The 16,174-nt window shown below is 72.2% G+C and carries 13 protein-coding genes; 4 read left to right on the top strand and 9 right to left on the bottom strand.

Annotation, left to right across the window (positions count from 1 at the left end):
• Nucleotides 1-69: 69 nt before the first annotated feature.
• From ACWEK3_RS26405 to ACWEK3_RS26430, 6 genes are all read right to left on the bottom strand, one after another.
• A complete protein-coding gene (locus ACWEK3_RS26405) occupies nt 70-948 on the bottom strand; it encodes a 3-hydroxybutyryl-CoA dehydrogenase (protein ID WP_450542161.1) in 879 nt (292 codons plus the stop codon).
• 121 nt (nt 949-1,069) lie between these two features.
• Nucleotides 1,070-2,560, bottom strand: coding sequence for a purine-cytosine permease family protein (locus tag ACWEK3_RS26410; protein WP_453250726.1), 1,491 nt, complete (start codon nt 2,558-2,560; stop codon nt 1,070-1,072).
• Nucleotides 2,557-3,297, bottom strand: coding sequence for an enoyl-CoA hydratase/isomerase family protein (locus ACWEK3_RS26415; protein WP_453250727.1), 741 nt, complete (start codon nt 3,295-3,297; stop codon nt 2,557-2,559). The genes ACWEK3_RS26410 and ACWEK3_RS26415 overlap by 4 nt, the downstream gene beginning before the upstream one ends.
• Nucleotides 3,294-4,475 carry an acyl-CoA dehydrogenase family protein gene (locus ACWEK3_RS26420; RefSeq protein WP_453250728.1) on the bottom strand — a complete coding sequence of 394 codons (1,182 nt, stop codon included), beginning with the start codon at nt 4,473-4,475 and terminating at the stop codon, nt 3,294-3,296. Before ACWEK3_RS26420 ends, ACWEK3_RS26415 begins: the two co-directional genes overlap by 4 nt.
• 53 nt (nt 4,476-4,528) lie before the next feature.
• Nucleotides 4,529-6,619: an acetate--CoA ligase family protein gene (locus ACWEK3_RS26425; protein ID WP_453250729.1), complete on the bottom strand. Its 2,091-nt coding sequence runs from the start codon at nt 6,617-6,619 to the stop codon at nt 4,529-4,531.
• Nucleotides 6,616-7,611: an SDR family oxidoreductase gene (locus ACWEK3_RS26430; protein ID WP_453250730.1), complete on the bottom strand. Its 996-nt coding sequence runs from the start codon at nt 7,609-7,611 to the stop codon at nt 6,616-6,618. Before ACWEK3_RS26430 ends, ACWEK3_RS26425 begins: the two co-directional genes overlap by 4 nt.
• A 235-nt stretch (nt 7,612-7,846) precedes the next feature.
• On the opposite strand from ACWEK3_RS26430, the gene ACWEK3_RS26435 reads away from it, so the two are divergent.
• Nucleotides 7,847-8,734 (top strand): TetR family transcriptional regulator C-terminal domain-containing protein, encoded by an 888-nt coding sequence (locus ACWEK3_RS26435; protein WP_450542112.1) that lies wholly within the window; start codon nt 7,847-7,849, stop codon nt 8,732-8,734.
• The gene (locus ACWEK3_RS26440; RefSeq protein ID WP_450542113.1) at nt 8,715-9,371 is read left to right on the top strand and encodes an NUDIX hydrolase; all 657 of its coding nucleotides are present in this window, start codon (nt 8,715-8,717) and stop codon (nt 9,369-9,371) included. The genes ACWEK3_RS26435 and ACWEK3_RS26440 overlap by 20 nt, the downstream gene beginning before the upstream one ends.
• A gap of 27 nt (nt 9,372-9,398) precedes the next feature.
• Here the strand turns inward: ACWEK3_RS26440 and ACWEK3_RS26445 are convergent, their stop codons facing one another.
• A complete protein-coding gene (locus ACWEK3_RS26445; RefSeq protein WP_450542115.1) occupies nt 9,399-10,541 on the bottom strand; it encodes an acyl-CoA dehydrogenase family protein in 1,143 nt (380 codons plus the stop codon).
• Nucleotides 10,542-10,788: 247 nt separating this feature from the next.
• Here ACWEK3_RS26445 and ACWEK3_RS26450 point away from each other — a divergent pair, with 247 nt between their 5' ends.
• Nucleotides 10,789-11,982: a CaiB/BaiF CoA transferase family protein gene (locus tag ACWEK3_RS26450; RefSeq protein ID WP_453250731.1), complete on the top strand. Its 1,194-nt coding sequence runs from the start codon at nt 10,789-10,791 to the stop codon at nt 11,980-11,982.
• A gap of 158 nt (nt 11,983-12,140) precedes the next feature.
• The gene (locus ACWEK3_RS26455; protein ID WP_453250732.1) at nt 12,141-13,565 is read left to right on the top strand and encodes a purine-cytosine permease family protein; all 1,425 of its coding nucleotides are present in this window, start codon (nt 12,141-12,143) and stop codon (nt 13,563-13,565) included.
• A 25-nt stretch (nt 13,566-13,590) separates the two neighbouring features.
• Here the strand turns inward: ACWEK3_RS26455 and ACWEK3_RS26460 are convergent, their stop codons facing one another.
• Both ACWEK3_RS26460 and ACWEK3_RS26465 read right to left on the bottom strand, forming a co-directional pair.
• Nucleotides 13,591-15,087 carry a PucR family transcriptional regulator gene (locus tag ACWEK3_RS26460; RefSeq protein WP_450542121.1) on the bottom strand — a complete coding sequence of 499 codons (1,497 nt, stop codon included), beginning with the start codon at nt 15,085-15,087 and terminating at the stop codon, nt 13,591-13,593.
• A 114-nt stretch (nt 15,088-15,201) separates the two neighbouring features.
• On the bottom strand, nt 15,202-16,125 hold the full coding sequence (locus ACWEK3_RS26465; RefSeq protein WP_450542123.1) for a LysR family transcriptional regulator: 924 nt from the start codon (nt 16,123-16,125) through the stop codon (nt 15,202-15,204).
• Between the last annotated feature and the right edge of the window lie 49 nt (nt 16,126-16,174).

Here is a 16,174-nt window from a genome sequence, read left to right on the forward strand (position 1 = left end):
CGTCGTCGACTTCGTCGTCATCGAATGTGCGCTCGCGCGTCCGGCCGTCGCACCGGTCGGACGCCGGGCTCAGGCGGCCGGGTAGCGGTGAAAGCCGCGGCCGGTCTTCTTGCCGAGGTGGCCGGCCTCCACCATGCGCTGCAGCAGCGGGGGCGGAGAGTACAACGGCTCCTTGAACTCGGCGTACAGCGACTCGGCGATCGCCTGCGTGGTGTCGAGCCCGATCAGGTCCGCGAGCGCCAGCGGGCCCATCGGGTGCGCGCAGCCGAGGACCATGCCCTGGTCGATGTCGGTGGCGGAGGCGAAACCGGATTCGAGCATCCGGATCGCGGACAGCAGGTACGGCACGAGGAGCGCGTTCACCACGAATCCGGCGCGGTCCGTGGAGCGGATGACCCGCTTGCCGAGCACGGCGGTGGCGAAGCGCTCCGCGCGTGCCCGGGTCCGCTCGCCCGTCACCAGGGAGGGCACCAGCTCCACCAAGGGCAGAACGGGGACCGGGTTGAAGAAGTGGATGCCGATGACGTGCTCGGGCCGGGTGGTGGCCATGCCGAGTCGGACGATCGGGATCGACGACGTGTTGGAGGCGAGGACGGCGTCCTCGCGTGCGACGACCTTGTCCAGGACGGCGAAGACGTCGACCTTGGCCCGCTGGGTCTCGGCGACGGCCTCGACGACCAGGTCGCGGTCCGCGAAGTCCCCGAGATCGGTGGTCAGTCGGATCCCGGCAAGGACCTGTTCGCGGTCGGCCTCCGACAGCTTTCCCCTGCGCACGCCATGGGCCAGTGACTGTTCGATGCGCCGCCGCCCGGCGGCGAGCGCGTCGGGTCCGCTCTCGGCGACGAGGACGTCCAGGCCGGCCCGGGCGCAGACCTCGGCGATGCCCGAGCCCATCTGTCCGGCGCCGACGACGCCGATCCGCTGCGGGAGGTCCGCAGCACCCTGAATGTCCACGAGTCATGTCCCTTCGCTGGTGAACGGGGCGGGGCCCGGTGGCCCCCTACGACCGCCCGCGCGGCGGGGGTTCCGAACGGCGCGGGCGTACCGGACGGGACGGAGGCGGCCGTGGTCACGCGGTGTATGCCGTCAGCGACGTACCCGGCGGGACGTCCGGGTCCAGGCCGTCGTCGGCGTGGTCGACGACGGCGCGCTCGCCCTCCACGTCCAGCGATCGGCAGACCAGCAGATACAGGCCGGCCGAGACGACCAGGCCGACGATCATGGTGATGTCCAGGCCGCCCATCCAGCGGGCCACGGGCCCCATACTGTCGCCGACGACCGCGAACGGCATCATCGAGGCGAAGCCGACGGCGTAGGACACCAGCCCGCGCCAGCTCCAACGGCCGTAGGTTCCGCGCGGGTTGAAGATCTCCCGGATCGAGTAGTGGCCGCGGCGCACCACGTAGAAGTCGACCAGGTTGATCGCCGTCCACGGGGTGAAGAGGTAGCCGAGCACGACGAGGAAGTGTTCGAACTGCTGGAGGAACGTCTCGTCGGAGCCGAAGGCGATCGCCGTGGACACCAGGCCGATCACGAGGAGGGTGGCGACGCGCTTGGCGACGGTGGGTTTGATCCGGCGCACCGAGTCCATGCTCGACAGCAGGGTCAGGCTGCCGCCGTAGAAGTTGAGGGTGCCGATGGTGATCAGCGGCAGGACCGAGGCCAGCAGCAGCGTCATGCCGAATCCGTGGAAGACCTCGTTTCCGGCGGAGATGATCGACTCGACGAGCGTCAGCTTCGGGAACAGCCCGGCGGCCACGGTGCCGACCAGCATCATCCACGCGCCGCCGATCGTCGCCCCGAGGTAGGTCCACCAGAACGAGGAGCGCACGCCCACCGTCGGCGGCAGGTAGCGGGAGTAGTCGGAGACGTAGATCGACCAGGAGAGCTGGTAGACGGCCGCGGTGAAGAACTGGACCAGGAAGGGGGACAGGGCGAAGGCACCCAGGTCGAGCTGCGCGGAGCTGAACGGGTCGGCCACGACGACGCCCACGGTGAACACGATCAGGGCCACGAACATGAGGTACGTCAGCCAGCGCGACGCCCGGTGGATGAAGTCGTAGCCGATCACCGCCAGGACGATGCCCACCACGGCGTAGCCGATGTAGCTCGCCCCGTTGGGCACGTGGGCCAGGTGCTCCAGCGTGCGGCCGACCAGGATCTCGTTGAACGCGGTGTACCCGACGTACGTGGTGAGCGCGGTGACCCACACGAGCAGGGCGCCGACGAAGCCGAACTGCGGGCGGGACTGCACCATTTGGGGCAGGCCGAGCTGCGGGCCCTGGGTGGAGTGGAAGGCCATGAAGAACGTGCCGAAGGCGCTGCCCAGGACGACGGCGATCGCCGTCCAGATCAGGTTGCCGCCGAGGGCGACCCCGATGGCGCCGGTGGCGACCGTGGCCAGGTGCGCGTCACCGGCGAACCACACCGGGAACAGGTGCCAGACCTTGCCGTGGCGTTCGGCCAGGGGCACGTAGTCGATGGAACGGGTCTCGATGACCGGTCGGCCGCTGGGGGGCTCGGCCGCAGCTGCGGGGGTGGAACGCGAGGTGACGGTCATGTCTGGTCCTCGGTGGGGGTGCGGGTGGCCTGGTTGAGGGACGCGTACGCGAGCTGTTCCAGCAGCAGGGAGGACTCTCGTGGGGAGTCCGTCGCGACGTCGATGACGCGCTTGGTGACGGCCACCGCGAGGGGTGGCAGCGCGGCCAGTTCGCCTGCGATGCCGTGGGCCGTCGCGAGGTGCTCGCCGGTCTCGCAGACCTCGGTGACCAGGCCCCAGGCGAGGGCCTGCTCGGCGTCCAGGCGGCGTCCGCGCAGCACCAGTTCACGGGCGCGGGCCGGTCCGACGGCGCGGACCGTGCGGTAGGTGCCGCCGGAGCTGGGCAGGATACCGATGCCGACCTCGGGCAGACCGAACACGGCGGTCGGGTCCGCCACCCGGAAGTCCGTGGCCAGGGCGAGTTCCAGGCCGCCGCCGAGGCAGTAGCCGGCGATGGCGGACACGGTGGGCTGCGGCAGGGCGGCCACCTTCTCGTACACCGCGCCCGAGTCGCGGTAGTACGCGGCGATCGCCTCCGGGGTCATGTCGCGCAGCTCCCCGGTGTCGGCGCCCGCGGAGAAGACCCGGTCGCCGCCGGTGAGGACGACGGCACGGCTGGTGGTGACGGCCTTGTCGTCCAGGGCGCGCAGCAGCTCGCGTTCCAGGTGCGTGGAGAGGGCGTTGAGTTTCGTCTCCCGGCGCAGCGTCAACACGGCGGTGCAGCCGCTGCGCCGGATCTCGACGGTGCCGGCGCTCACGCGCGGGTGCTTCCGGTCGTCGGGAAGTCGAGCATGCCCAGGCCGCGCTTGCTGATCTCGTTGGCGATGACGAGGCGCTGGATCTCGGAGGTGCCCTCCCAGATGCGGTCGACGCGCAGTTCGCGGTAGAGCCGCTCCACGGGGTAGTCGCGCATGTAGCCGCGCCCGCCGAAGATCTGCACGGCCCGGTCGGCGACCCGTCCCGCGGCCTCGGAGGCGGACAGCTTGGCCATGGCAGCCTTGGCGTGCAGCGTCTTGCGGTCGCCGCCCTGGTCGAACTCCCAGGCCACCTGGTGGACGAAGGCGCGGTTGACGGCGATGTCCACGGCGCTGTCGGCGAGCATGCCCTGGATCAACTGGCGCTCGATCAGGGCCTGGCCGCCCTGGACGCGTTCGCGGGCCCACTCGGTGGCCAGGGCGAGGGCGCGTTCGGCGGCGCCGACGGTGCGGGCACCGATCATCAGGCGTTCCTCGGTGAACCAGCTGCGGGTCAGGTCGTAGCCGCCGCCGACCTCGCCGAGCACCGCGTCCGCGCCGACCTCGACGCCCTCGAAGACGTACTCGGGGTGCTCGTAGACGAAGGTGTGCATGTAGCGGGGAACGCGCTTGAGGCGAACGCCCGGCAGGTCCTTGTCGACGAGGAAGAGGGTCGGCGCCCGCTCCTCGCCGACCAGGGCCAGGACGACGAAGAAGTCCGCGGCGTCGCCGACCGTGACGAACCACTTCTCGCCGTCGATGCGGTAGCCGTCCGCCGTCCGTGTGGCGGTGGTGGCGATGCCCTGCGGGTCGGAGCCGGCGTCGGCCTCGGTGATGGCGACGGCGTCGCGGCGCTGCCCGAGGATGCCGGGCACGAGGTAGCGCTCCCGCTGTGCCGGGGTGCAGGCGGACAGGGCGTTGGCGGGCCGCCACACGGTGTCCCACAGGGCGTTGGTGAGCTTGCCCAGCTCTTCCTGGACGACGACCTGCTCCAGGACGCTCAGTCCGGCGCCGCCCCACTCGGTGGGCATGTTGACGGCCTGCAGCCCACTGGCGAGCACGTCGTCGCGGATCCCGCGCAGCACCTCGGGTGTCAGTCCGTTGTTCGCCTCGCAGGCGTCCTCGTGAATCATGATCTTGTCCGCGAGGGCGGCGGCGCGTTCCTTCAGCTCGGTCAGGCGCGGGGTGTAGGCGAAGTCCATAAGGGGTCTCTCCTCGTAATGACTGAGTGATGACTGACGAGTGGTGACGGCGGTCAGGAGCCGAGGACGATCCGGGCGTCGAGGCCCAGGCAGCCCTTCGGGGTGACGAGCAGGGGGTTGACCTCCAGGTCGGAGATCTCGGGGTGCGCGGCGGCGACGGCCGTGATGGCCTCGACCGCTCGGGCGGCCGCCGGAAGGTCCACGGCGGACCGGCCGCGTACGCCGCGCAGCAGGGGCGCGGCCGCCAGACGGGCCAGCAGGGCCTGGGCCTCGGCCGCGGTCACGGGCGCCAGGGCGAGCCGGACGTCGCGCAGCACCTCGGTGAAGACACCGCCGAGCCCGACGAGCGCGACGGGACCGAAGCGGGGGTCCCGGCGGACGCCGACGATGAGTTCGACGCCGCCGCCGGTGTCGGCCATGGCCTCGACGCAGAAGCCGGGCGGGTCGAGGCGGCGTGCCATGTCGGCGTGCGCGGCCCGGACCGCGGTCTCGTCGGCGAGGCCGAGCGCGACGCCGCCCGCGTCGGACTTGTGCAGCAGGCCCATGGCCTTCAGGACGACCGGCCCGCCGATCTCCCGGGCGGCGGCGGCCGCCTCGTTCTCGGTACGGACCAGGTGAGCGGCGGGGAAGTCGAGCCCGCCCTCGCGGAGCAGTTCGCGGGCGGTCCAGTAGTCGTCGGCGGCCACGGGCACGGCGGGCTCCGGCAGTGCCGGGACGTGCGGGGCGGACCGCTCGGCACGTTCGGCGATCTGCCCGAGGACCCGGGCCGCGTGCTCCACGGAGCCGAAGACGCTCACTCCCTGATCCTTGAGCTCCCTGGCGGCGGGCCGCTCCGCGTACATCGTGTGCACGGCGACGGGCTTGCCGCGGGTGCGGATGTGCTCGGCCATCACGCGGGCGGTGGCGGTCTCGGCGTCCGCGAGTGCCTCGCCGTAGCCGCCGTAGCCGCCGAAGTAGCCCGTGACCAGGACGGCGTCGACCTCGTCCGCGCTCAGCGCCAGGTCGAGCACCCGGCCGAAGGAGGTGATGTCCTGCTCCCCTGCCCCGGCGAGGTCGACCGGGTTCGCGGTGCCCGCGGAGGGCGGGAGTTCGGCGGCCATCGCGGAGGTGAGGCGGGCGCCGAACTCCGGGACGAGCAGGCCGTGCGCCTCGGCCACGTCGCTGGCGAGGGAGGCGTGGCCGCCGCCGTCGGCGATGACGGCGACCCGGCGACCGCCGCCGCGCCGGTTGCGGTGCAGCGCGCCGAGCAGGTGGGCGAGTTCGGCGACGGTGGCGACGCGGTCCACGCCCGCGGCCCGGCACGCGGCGTCGATGACGGCGGAGTCGCTGGTCAGGGCTCCGGTGTGGGAGCGTGCGCCGCGCATGGACGCCTGTCCGGCGCCGACGGTGAGCAGTACGACGGGCTTTCCGGCCCGTACGGCGTCGGCGGCGGCGCGGGCGAAGGCCCGGCCGTCCCCGAAGTCCTCGCAGTACAGGGCGATCAACTCGGTGCCGTCGTGTTCGGTGTAGCCGCGGACGAGGTCGGCGGCGGTGAGGTCGGCCTGGTTGCCCAGGGAGGCGAACCGGGAGAAGCCGAGGCCGTCCCGCTCCAGGTGGCGGCCGAGTTCGAGGGCCATGTTGCCGCTCTGGGACACGAATCCGACGGGGCCCGCGGGCATGTCGTTGGACGCCAGGCGCAGTCCGCTGGTGGTGTCGAGCACGCCCAGGCAGTTGGGGCCGAGCAGGACGGCGCCGGCCTGCCTGATGCGCGCGGCCAGGGCCGCCTCGCGCTGCCGGCCCTCCTCGCCGAGTTCGGCGAAGCCGGCGGTGATGCCGACGATCGCGCGGGCACCGGCGGCGAGCGCGTCGTCCACAGCGTCGCCGAACGCGGCGGCGGGCACGGCGATCACGGCGAGGTCCACGCCTCCCGGGGCGTCGACGGCGCGGCGGTGGACGGGGCGGCCCAGCACGTCCTCGCCGCGCCGGTTGACCAGGTGGACCGGGCGGCTCCGGTCGCCGCGCAGCGCCTGGACGGCGATCCAGTTGCCGTACTTCGTCTGGTCGTTGCTGGCGCCGATGACGGCGACCGAGGCCGGATCGAAGAGCGCGGACACGTCCCGGGCGTCGCCCGGCGCGGAAGTGCCTTCGGGGAGCGCGACGGTCACGGGGCCACCTCCGTGGGGTCCGGGGCGTTGAGGGAGCGCGTGTTCGGGGTGTCCGGGGGTCGGTGGGTGTGGGGCGGGCCGGGGAGGGCTTCGGGCGAGCCGGGGGCGTGGGGCGAGCCGGGGGCGTGGGGCGCGTCCGGGGAGCCCGGTGCTTCCGGGGAGCCAGGTGCTTGCTGAGAGCCGGGGGTCTCCGTCAGGAGGGCCGGTGCCGGTTGGCCCGTGCCCCAGGCGTCGGTGCCGCCGTCCACGACGATCGTCGTTCCGGTGACGTACGAGCCGCCGGGCGAGGCGAGGAAGGACACGGGCCCGGAGACCTCTTCGGGGCGTCCCAACCGGCCGAGCGGTACGGCCCGTTCCCAGGTGCGGCGGTCCTCCTCGCCGTACGCGTCCTCCATCCCCTCGGTGGCGATGGTGCCCGGGGCGACGCATACGGTGCGGATCCCGTAGCGGCTCCACTCCAGGGACAGTCCGGCGGCGAGGTTCTCCAGGGCGGCGCGGGCGGACGTGGCGTGGACCATGCCGGGGATGCCGCGCCGCGGCGAGAAGGCGATGAAGAACACGACGCCGGAGCGGTTCGGGATCATCGAGCGGACCGCGACCTCGCGGGTCATGGCCCAGCCGGCGTCGACGGCCAGATCATGCACCGCACGCCAGCCTTTGGGGGTGATCTCCTCCGCGGGGGCGGTGAACTGGCCGCCGGCGTTGTTGACGAGTACGTCGATGCGGCCGAAGGCCTCGAGGGCGGCGTCCACGACCCGGGGGGCCGCGCCCTCCTCACGGACGTTCGCGGGTACGGCCAGACAGGTACCGCCGGCGGCCTCGATCCGGGCGCGTACGTCCTCCAGCGGGCCGCTGCGGCGGCCGCAGATCACAATGCGCGCCCCGCAGGCGGCGAAGTCGGCGGCGATGGCCCGGCCGATACCCGTGCCGCCGCCCGTGATCAGCACGACTTTGCCGTCGTGTACATCAGGGCGCAGTGGTGTCGTCCCCACAGTGCTCTCTTTCGTGCCGGGCCTGGTGTCCGGATCGCGGCCGGAACCCTGGCGTTGGGACATCGACTGACTGATGCGCCGGTTGGCGATTGCCCCTCACTCTGAGACGCACCGAAAGGCACTGTCAATAGGTTCACTGCCTGCGGTTTTCATCAACTGGAGCAGCCCTGGGCCAGCACCCGCGCATACCTGGGGTGTTGCGATTTGAGCAATCACGCGGTTAGGGTTCGGCGGCATGGGAGAAACAGCGCAACGCGTGCGTCAGGTGATCGAGGCGGTCGCGGACACGCACCGGGATTTCGCGGTGCGCATCGGTCTGGAGCCGACCAAGCTCTCCAAGTCGCTCCGGGGCAACCGCCGCTTCACACCGGAGGAGTTGGCGGCCGTCGCCGCGACGGGCGGGGTCAGCGTCGACTGGCTGGTGCACGGCCGGGGCACGGGACCGGCTCCGGCGACCGGGCAACAGCCCGCGGAACCGGCGCGGGAGACCGGCGAAGCCGAGCGGGCGGGGGACGAGCGCCGGCGCAACGAGTTCCTGGACGCGGCCTGGAAGCTCATCTCGGAGCAGGGGTACCACGCCGTCCGGATCGCGGACATCGCCCGTGCCTGCGGGACCAGCAGCGGCGCCGTGCACTACTACTTCCCCACCAAGCAGGACTTGCTCAGCGCGGCGCTGCTGCACTGCGTCCACAGCGCCTTCGACCGGCAGAGTGTCGAATTGAGGGCCGTGGACAGCGCCCACGAACGCCTGCTGAAGCTCATCGACATGCAGCTGCCCGCACCGGGCCGGGTCCGCAACGAGTGGCTGGTGTGGCTTCAGTTCTGGGCCGAGACGGCACTGCGTCCCGAACTGCGCCCGATCCACAACGACTTCTACGCCCGCTGGCGGGAGGCCGTGGTCCGGATCATCCGGCGAGGGCAGCGCCAGGGGCAGTTCCGCGCCGACGCCGACGCCGAGCAACTGGCACTCGGCATCACCGCGCTCACCGACGGCCTGGCCATCCAGGTGCTCACCGGGGCACCGCAGGTCAGCGCCGAGCGGATGCGCGGCGTTCTGCTGGACTTCATCGAGCGCGAACTCCTCGCGCCTACAGGAGGATCCCATGAACCTGCCGACGCCTGACGGGTCCGCGGCCACCGCGCCCGTCACAGACCTGGGCGAGGCCGCCGACCGGATACGGGCCAATCTGGCCGCGTTCGAACGGCGCGAGGCCACCGCACCGCAGGCCACCCGCCGCGCCGGGGTGTGCCTCACCGTCTTCGCCCACCGTGGCCAGGCCCACGTCCTGCTGATCAAGAGGGCGCCCCGGGGCCGCAATGCCGGCCAGTGGGCCCTGCCCGGCGGCCGGTTGGACGAGGGAGAGACCCCGGTGGCCGCGGCCCTGCGGGAACTGACCGAGGAGACGGGGATCCCGGCGCAACCAGGCGACGTGGCCGGGCTGCTCGACGACTTCGTCACCGACTCCGGCTTCGTCATCACCCCGGTCGTCGTGATCCCCCGTCCACCGGTGACTCCGGCACGCGACCGGCGTGAGGTCCACTCCCTGCACCCCATCCCCCTGCACAGGCTCACCGACCCGGACATCCCCCGCTGGCGCACCGCCGACGACGGCCGACCACTCCTCCAACTGCCGCTGCGCCGCGGGATGGTGGTCCACCCGCCCACCGGCGCGCTGCTCTGGCAGTTCCGCGAGGTCGCGCTGCTGGGCCGCCCGACGCGCGTGGCCGACCTGGCCCAGCCCGTCTTCACCCGCACATGAGCCAACCGCCGGTCCTGCGGGCCGGGGCTACGGCAGGTTGCGGGCCACCACGATCCGCTGGATCTGGTTGGTCCCCTCGTAGATCTGGGTGATCTTCGCGTCGCGCATCATGCGCTCGACGGGGAAGTCCTTGGTGTAGCCGTAGCCGCCGAGCAGTTGCACCGCGTCGGTCGTCACGGCCATCGCCGTGTCGGAGGCGAGGCACTTGGCGGCCGCGCCGAAGTACGTCAGGTCGGGCGAGCCCGCCGAACTGCGGGCCGCGGCGGCGTAGACCATCTGCCGTGCCGACTCCACCTTCATCGCCATGTCGGCGAGCATGAACTGGACGCCCTGGAAGTCGGCGACGGCCTTGCCGAACTGCCGGCGTTCCCGCACATATCCGACCGCGTGGTCGAGGGCGCCCTGCGCGATGCCGAGCGCCTGGGCGCCGACCGAGACCCTGGTGTGGTCCAGGGTCGCCAGCGCCAGCCGGAGCCCTCTGCCGCGCTCGCCGAGCAGGCGGTCGCCGGGGATCCGGCAGCCGTCGAAGTACACCTCGCGGGTGACGGAGCCCTTCAGCCCCATCTTCCGTTCGGGCTCCCCGTAGTCGATGCCGGCGTCGTCCGCGTGGACGACGAACGCCGAGATGCCGCGGGAGCCCGCGTCGGGGTCGGTGACCGCGAAGACGATGAGGTACCTGGCCACACCGGCCGAGGTGATCCAGGTCTTGACGCCGTCCAGGACCCAGCCGTCCCCGTCGGCCGTCGCACGGCAGCGCATCGCGGCGACGTCGCTGCCCGCCTCCCGCTCGCTGATGGCGTAGGCCATCAGAGCCTCCCCGGAGGCCACTTCGGGCAGGTAGCGCCGCCGCTGCTCCTCCGTGCCGGCCAGCAGCAACGGGACCACGCCGAGCTTGTTGGACGTCTGGATGGTGGACGAGGAGGCGCACACCCGGGCGACTTCCTCGACGGCGACGGCCGCGGCGAGGGCGTCGACACCGTCGCCGCCGTACTCCTCCGGGATGCCGGGAGCGTGCAGCCCGGCGGCCACCAGCGTGTCGTAGTTCTCGTGCGGGAACCCGCCCCGCGCGTCGACCTCCGCGGCCCGGGGCCCCAGTTCCTTCTCGGCGACGGTACGGGCCGCGGCGCGGAACTCGTCGTACATCGGGGGCAGCAGGTACGGCGTCGTCATGGAGTACTCCTCGGTCGGAGAGTCGGGTGGCGAAGTGGCGGAGAGCCGGGTGCCGGAGTGGCGGAGTGCGGCACGGATTGGGGGCCGGCTCCATTGCGGCGCAAGCCCGCCCGCCGCGCCAATGTGCGTGCGCACAACGATCCGACAGATCTCCGTGCGGCCGCACATCGACGCCCCGAGGGCCCCCGGCTTACGTTCCGCATGCCGCGGTGTGATCCGGCCGCCCCCGACCGAAAGGCGTGAAGCCATGACTGTTCTGCACGGCCTGCGCGTGCTCGACCTGAGCCGGGTGCTGGCCGGCCCGTACTGCACGGCCCTGCTGGCGGACCTCGGCGCCGACGTGGTCAAGGTCGAGCCGCCCGGCGGTGACGACGCCCGGCACCTCGGGCCGTTCCGGGAGGGCGAGAGCGTGTACTTCGCCCAGCTCAACCGGGGCAAGCGCAGCATCGCCCTCGATCTGAAGGACCCCGGCGACCACGCGCTGCTGCTGCGGCTGGCCGAGCGGGCCGACGTCTTCGTCGAGAACTACCGTCCCGGGGTCGCCCGGCGGCTCGGCGTCGACCACGCCGCCCTCCGCGCGGCCAACCCGCGACTGGTCTACGCGAGCATCTCCGGCTTCGGGCAGAGCGGCCCGATGCGGGAGCACCCCGCCTACGACCTGATCGTCCAGGCCATGTCCGGTCTGATGGCCGGCACCGGCACGCCCGACGGGCCGCCCACCAGGGTCGGCGAGTCGGTCGGAGACCTGGTGGCCGGGCTGTTCGCCTCGTGGGCCGTCAACGCCGCGCTGTTCGACCGGGAGCGCAGCGGCCGGGGCCGGTACATCGACGTGGCCATGCTCGACTCCTTGGTGTCGCTCCAGGTCACCGCGATGAGCCTGCTCACGGCGACCGGAGACCTGCCCGGCCGGGTCGGCAACCGGCATCCGGTCTCCACCCCGTTCGACACCTATCGGACCGCCGACGGCCTGGTGGCGATCGCGGTCGCCGGCGAGGCGGTGTTCGCCCGGTTCGCCCGGCTGGTGGGGCGGCCCGACATGCCGTCGGACCCGCGGTTCCGCGACGACACCGCCCGGGCGCACCACATCGAGCAGGTGCGGGAGATCACCGAGCGGTGGTCCGCCGGCCTGACCACGGAGCAGGCCCTGAAGTCGGCGCAGGCCGCGGGAGTCCCGGCTGCCCCGATCTGGGACCTGACCGATGCGGTGAACAGCGAGCAGATCCGCGGGCGGGGGCTCGTCGGCGAGTTCGATCACCCCGTGCTGGGCCGCACGCCGTACCTGCGCCAGCCGGCGCGGTTCGGTCCGGACGGCGCGGCGGAAGGGGCGGGCACCGCCTCCGAGGTCCGCGGGACGGCGGCTCCGAGCCCGGCTCTCGGCGAGCACACCGACGCGGTTGTCGAGCAATGGCTCCGCGAGGACCGGGACCGGATCCGTCAATGAGTCCGGGCAGGCGCCGGCCGTAGGTTCGGGCCTCGCCACCCGGCCCAGGCAATCCTCAGACCATATTTTGCGCCAAAGCATTGACCTCTCATTCAACAAATCCCATTCTGAATGACCCTATGCAGTTCAGAAGCGGGTCTGTGGAAGAGGGCATATCTATGACAGGCGTGGTCGAACAACGCTCGATCGATGTCGTACCCGACGCCGAACGGCACGGCAGCGCGTTCAGCCAGTTCACTCTCTGGCTGGGCGCAAACCTCCAGATCACCGCGGTCGTCACCGGCGCGCTCGCGGTCGTCTTCGGCGGGGGCGCCTTCTGGTCGATCATCGGCCTGCTGCTCGGCAACCTGCTGGGCGGCGCGGTGATGGCCCTGCACTCCGCCCAGGGGCCCCGCCTCGGCCTGCCGCAGATGATCTCCAGCCGGGCCCAGTTCGGCGTCCGCGGAGCCGTCGTCCCGCTGGCCCTGGTCATCGTGATGTACGTCGGCTTCTTCGCCAGCGGCACCGTGCTGGCCGGCCAGGCGGTCGGCCAACTCACGCACCTCGGCGACACCACGGGCATCGTGATCTTCGCCCTGGTGACCGCGGTCACCACGCTCGTGGGCTACCGGCTGATCCACACCCTGGGACGAGTGGCCAGCGTCGTCTGCGCGCTCGCCTTCATCTACCTGGGCATCCGCCTCCTGGAGCACGCCGAACTGAGCACCCTCCTCGCCAACCGCTCCTTCGACCTGCCGCTGTTCCTTCTCGCCGTCTCCCTGTCCGCCTCCTGGCAGCTCGCCTTCGGCCCCTACGTCGCCGACTACTCGCGCTACCTGCCCCGCGCCACCTCTCCCCGCGCCACCTTCTGGTGGACCCTCGGCGGCTCGGCCCTCGGCTCCCAGTGGTCCATGACGTTCGGCGCGCTCGCGGCGGCCGCGGCCGGCAGCGCCTTCGTCGACAACCAGGTCGGCTACATCGTCGGCCTGGGCGGCGCGGGCCTCGCGGCCTCGTTCCTGTACTTCGTCATCGCCCTCGGCAAGCTGACGGTGAACGTGCTCAACACCTACGGCGGCTTCATGTCGATGGTCACCGGCATCAGCGGCTTCCGCGGGCAGCGGGCGCTGTCCACACGCGGCCGCGCCGCCTACATCGCCGGGATCATGATCGCGGGAACCGTGGTCGCCCTCCTGGGCAAGGACAGTTTCCTGTCCTCCTTCAAGGACTTCCTGCTCTTCCTGCTCACGGCCTTCACCCCCTGGTCGGCCGTCAACCTGGTGGACTACTACCTGATCGCCAAGGAGCGCTACGACCTGCCCGCCCTGAGCGACCCGCACGGCCGCTACGGCGCCTGGCGCGTCAAGGCACTCATCGTCTACGGCATCGGCCTTCTGGTCCAACTGCCGTTCCTGGCGACCAGTTTCTACACCGGCCCGCTGGTGAAGCCGCTCGGCGGCACGGACATCTCCTGGATCGTCGGCCTGGCCGTACCGGCCTTCCTCTACTGGCTCACGGCCCGCCGGGACACCGCCCACGTGCCGGACCGCATGATCCTCACCACCGAGCCGGGGACGAGGACCGGATCGCCCTCCCCCACCCCCTGACGGCGGAGGAGGCGGGAGCGCCCGTTCACTGCCCCGGCGGTGCGCCGGCGGGGTCGGCCTCCAGTGCCAGGAGGGCCAGCCACAGCTCCGTGCGGTCGGCCAGGCGGTCGAGGTCGCGGCCGGTGAGCTGCTCGATCAGCCGCAGCCGGTAGCGCAGGCTGTTGCGGTGCAGCGTCAGCTCCCGGGCGGTCGCGGCGGACGCGCAGTCGTGGGCGAGGTACGACCGCAGCGTGGTGACCAGCTCGGCCCGCTGTTCCTCGTCGTGCCGCAGCAGCGGCGCGAGCACGGCGTGGCCCAGCTCCCGCAGCGGCAGGTCCAGATTGCCCATCAGCAATCCGGCGATGCTCAGCGGCGCCGCCCGGTGCACCCCGGGGCCGGCCTGCGCCGCCTGGCGGGCCTCGAAGTAGCCGAGCCGCAGCCCGGCCACCCCGCGTCGCGGCTCGCCCACGCCCACGCGGACCCCCGGGTCGAGCACAGCCAGGTGGTCCGCGACGGTACGGGCGGCGGCCGCGGCATCGACGCCGTCGGGCACGATCATCATCACGGTGTCGTCGATCAGTGCGGTGGGCAGCCGGTCGCCCTCACGCTCCAGGAGCGGCCCCAGCGTCCACGGCAGGCTGCGCAGCCGCCCGGGGGCGCCGCCGACCCGGGCGACCACGACCACGTGCGGCCCCTCCACCGCGAGGCCGTACGCCGTCAGCCGGCGGCGGGCGTCGGCGTCGGAGACCGTGCGGTGCAGGACGTCCTCGAGGAGCTGGCCCAGCAGCTCCCGCCGGCCGTTGAGCACGGCCTGGTGACGGGCCACCTCGAGGCCGATGATGCTTGTGGCGAACGACAGCACGTCCTGCCGCACCGTGCCCAGCCGGGTGCGCAGCCACGCGACCGGCACACCGTCCACCACGATCGGCACGGACGTCCCCGCGTCGACCACCGCCCCCTCGTCCGCACCGGCCTGCGGCCACTCGGAGGAGGAGGGATGGCGTGCCAGCACACGCCCACCCGGCTCGACCACGGCCACCGGCCCGGCCCCCAGTTCGCGGTGCAGCCGCCGCAGCAGCCCGCGCAGCCCGTGACCGGACAGCAGCTCCCGGACCAGCTGGTCCTGGAGGACGACGGCCGATCGCACCGCGTCGTAGCGCTCCGCGAAGATCCGGTCGGCCACCCACCGGCTGATCTGCGCGAAGGGCACCTCCACGGGTGAGCCCAGGAGGGCCAGACCGACCCGCTCGGCGGTCTCGACGACGACGGGCGGCACGTCACGGTGCACCAGGCCGGTACCGAAGCAGAGCGCGGCCACCGGAAGCTCCGCCAGCCGGCCGAGCAGCCGGATCCACTCGGCGTCGTCCCGGTCCAGCATGCCCGTCGTCATCACCAGTTCGTCACCGCGCAGGAAGGGCGTCGGGTCCGGCAGTTCCGTCGTGGACACCCAGCCGATCCGCCGGTCCTCGTCGTGGCAGTGGCTGCTCAGCGCGCGAAGCCGCAGGGCGGGTTCGCTGAGGAGGTCGGGAACCGAGACGGGCACACGACGATTGTGCAACAGCACAAAACGTCCCGCGGAAGCCGGGCCGCGCCGTCTCGTACGAGACCGGTCCCCGGATCTCCGGCATGACCGGCCGACCTGGGCACCGGCCGCCGTTCAGGACGTGGCGGGCCCCGGGAGTTCACGCGGCCATTGGCCTACGGAGCGTAGTAGTTCGATGAACGCGCGCTCCGCCGGGGACAGCAGACGGTCCCTGCGGCGGACGAGGTTGACGGGCCGGGAGCGCGGGGCCGGGTCGACCGGCAGGACGGTCAGGGTCCCGGCGCGTACGTCGTCCACCACGGCGTGCTCGGAGATGAGGGCGAGTCCGAGGCCCGCCGCCACGCACTGCTTGACCGCCTCTGGGCCCCAGACCTCACCCCGTGACACTTCGGTCAACTCCCACTCCGCGAGCGCCTGTTCCTGGAGTTCACGTGTCTGCGAGCCCGGCTCACGCAGCAAAATGCGACAGCCCTTGAGGTCCCCCGGGCTCACCTGGTCCCGCGCCGCCAGCGGATGCCCCGGCGCCGCGATCAGCACCAGCCGCTCGCCGAGCACCGTCTCCGGCACCAGCCGGGACTCCGCCGGAACGCCCGCGACCACGGCGACACCGATGTCCCCGGCCAGCAGCCGCTCCAGCACCGCCTCGTTGTTGCCCACGAAGATGTCGCACTCGATGCCCGGATGCCGCTCCTGGAACCGGGCCAGGAGCGACGGCAGCAGATACGTGCCGACGGTCGTCGAGCCACCCACCAGCAGCCGTCCCGACACCAGACCGCTCACCTGCTGCACCGCCGCGACGGCCTCCTCGGCCAGCAGGAACACCCGCTTGCCGTACTCGGCCAGTATCTCGCCCTCGGCAGTCGGCCGCGCCCGGGTTCCCGAGCGGTCGATGAGGGTGACCTTGAGGGACTGCTCCAGCCGGCGCACCTGGTTGGAGACCGACGGCTGGCTCATGTAGAGACGGTGCGCCGCCGCCGAGAAGCCCTGGTGCTCCACGACCTGCATGAAGATCCACAATCGGTGGAGGTTGAGTTCCACACGCCTCCCTCAGGCCGTCGCCGATCACCCGAGCCGCCGACTCTAGCGT

Source organism: Streptomyces sp. NPDC004721 (assembly GCF_053601495.1).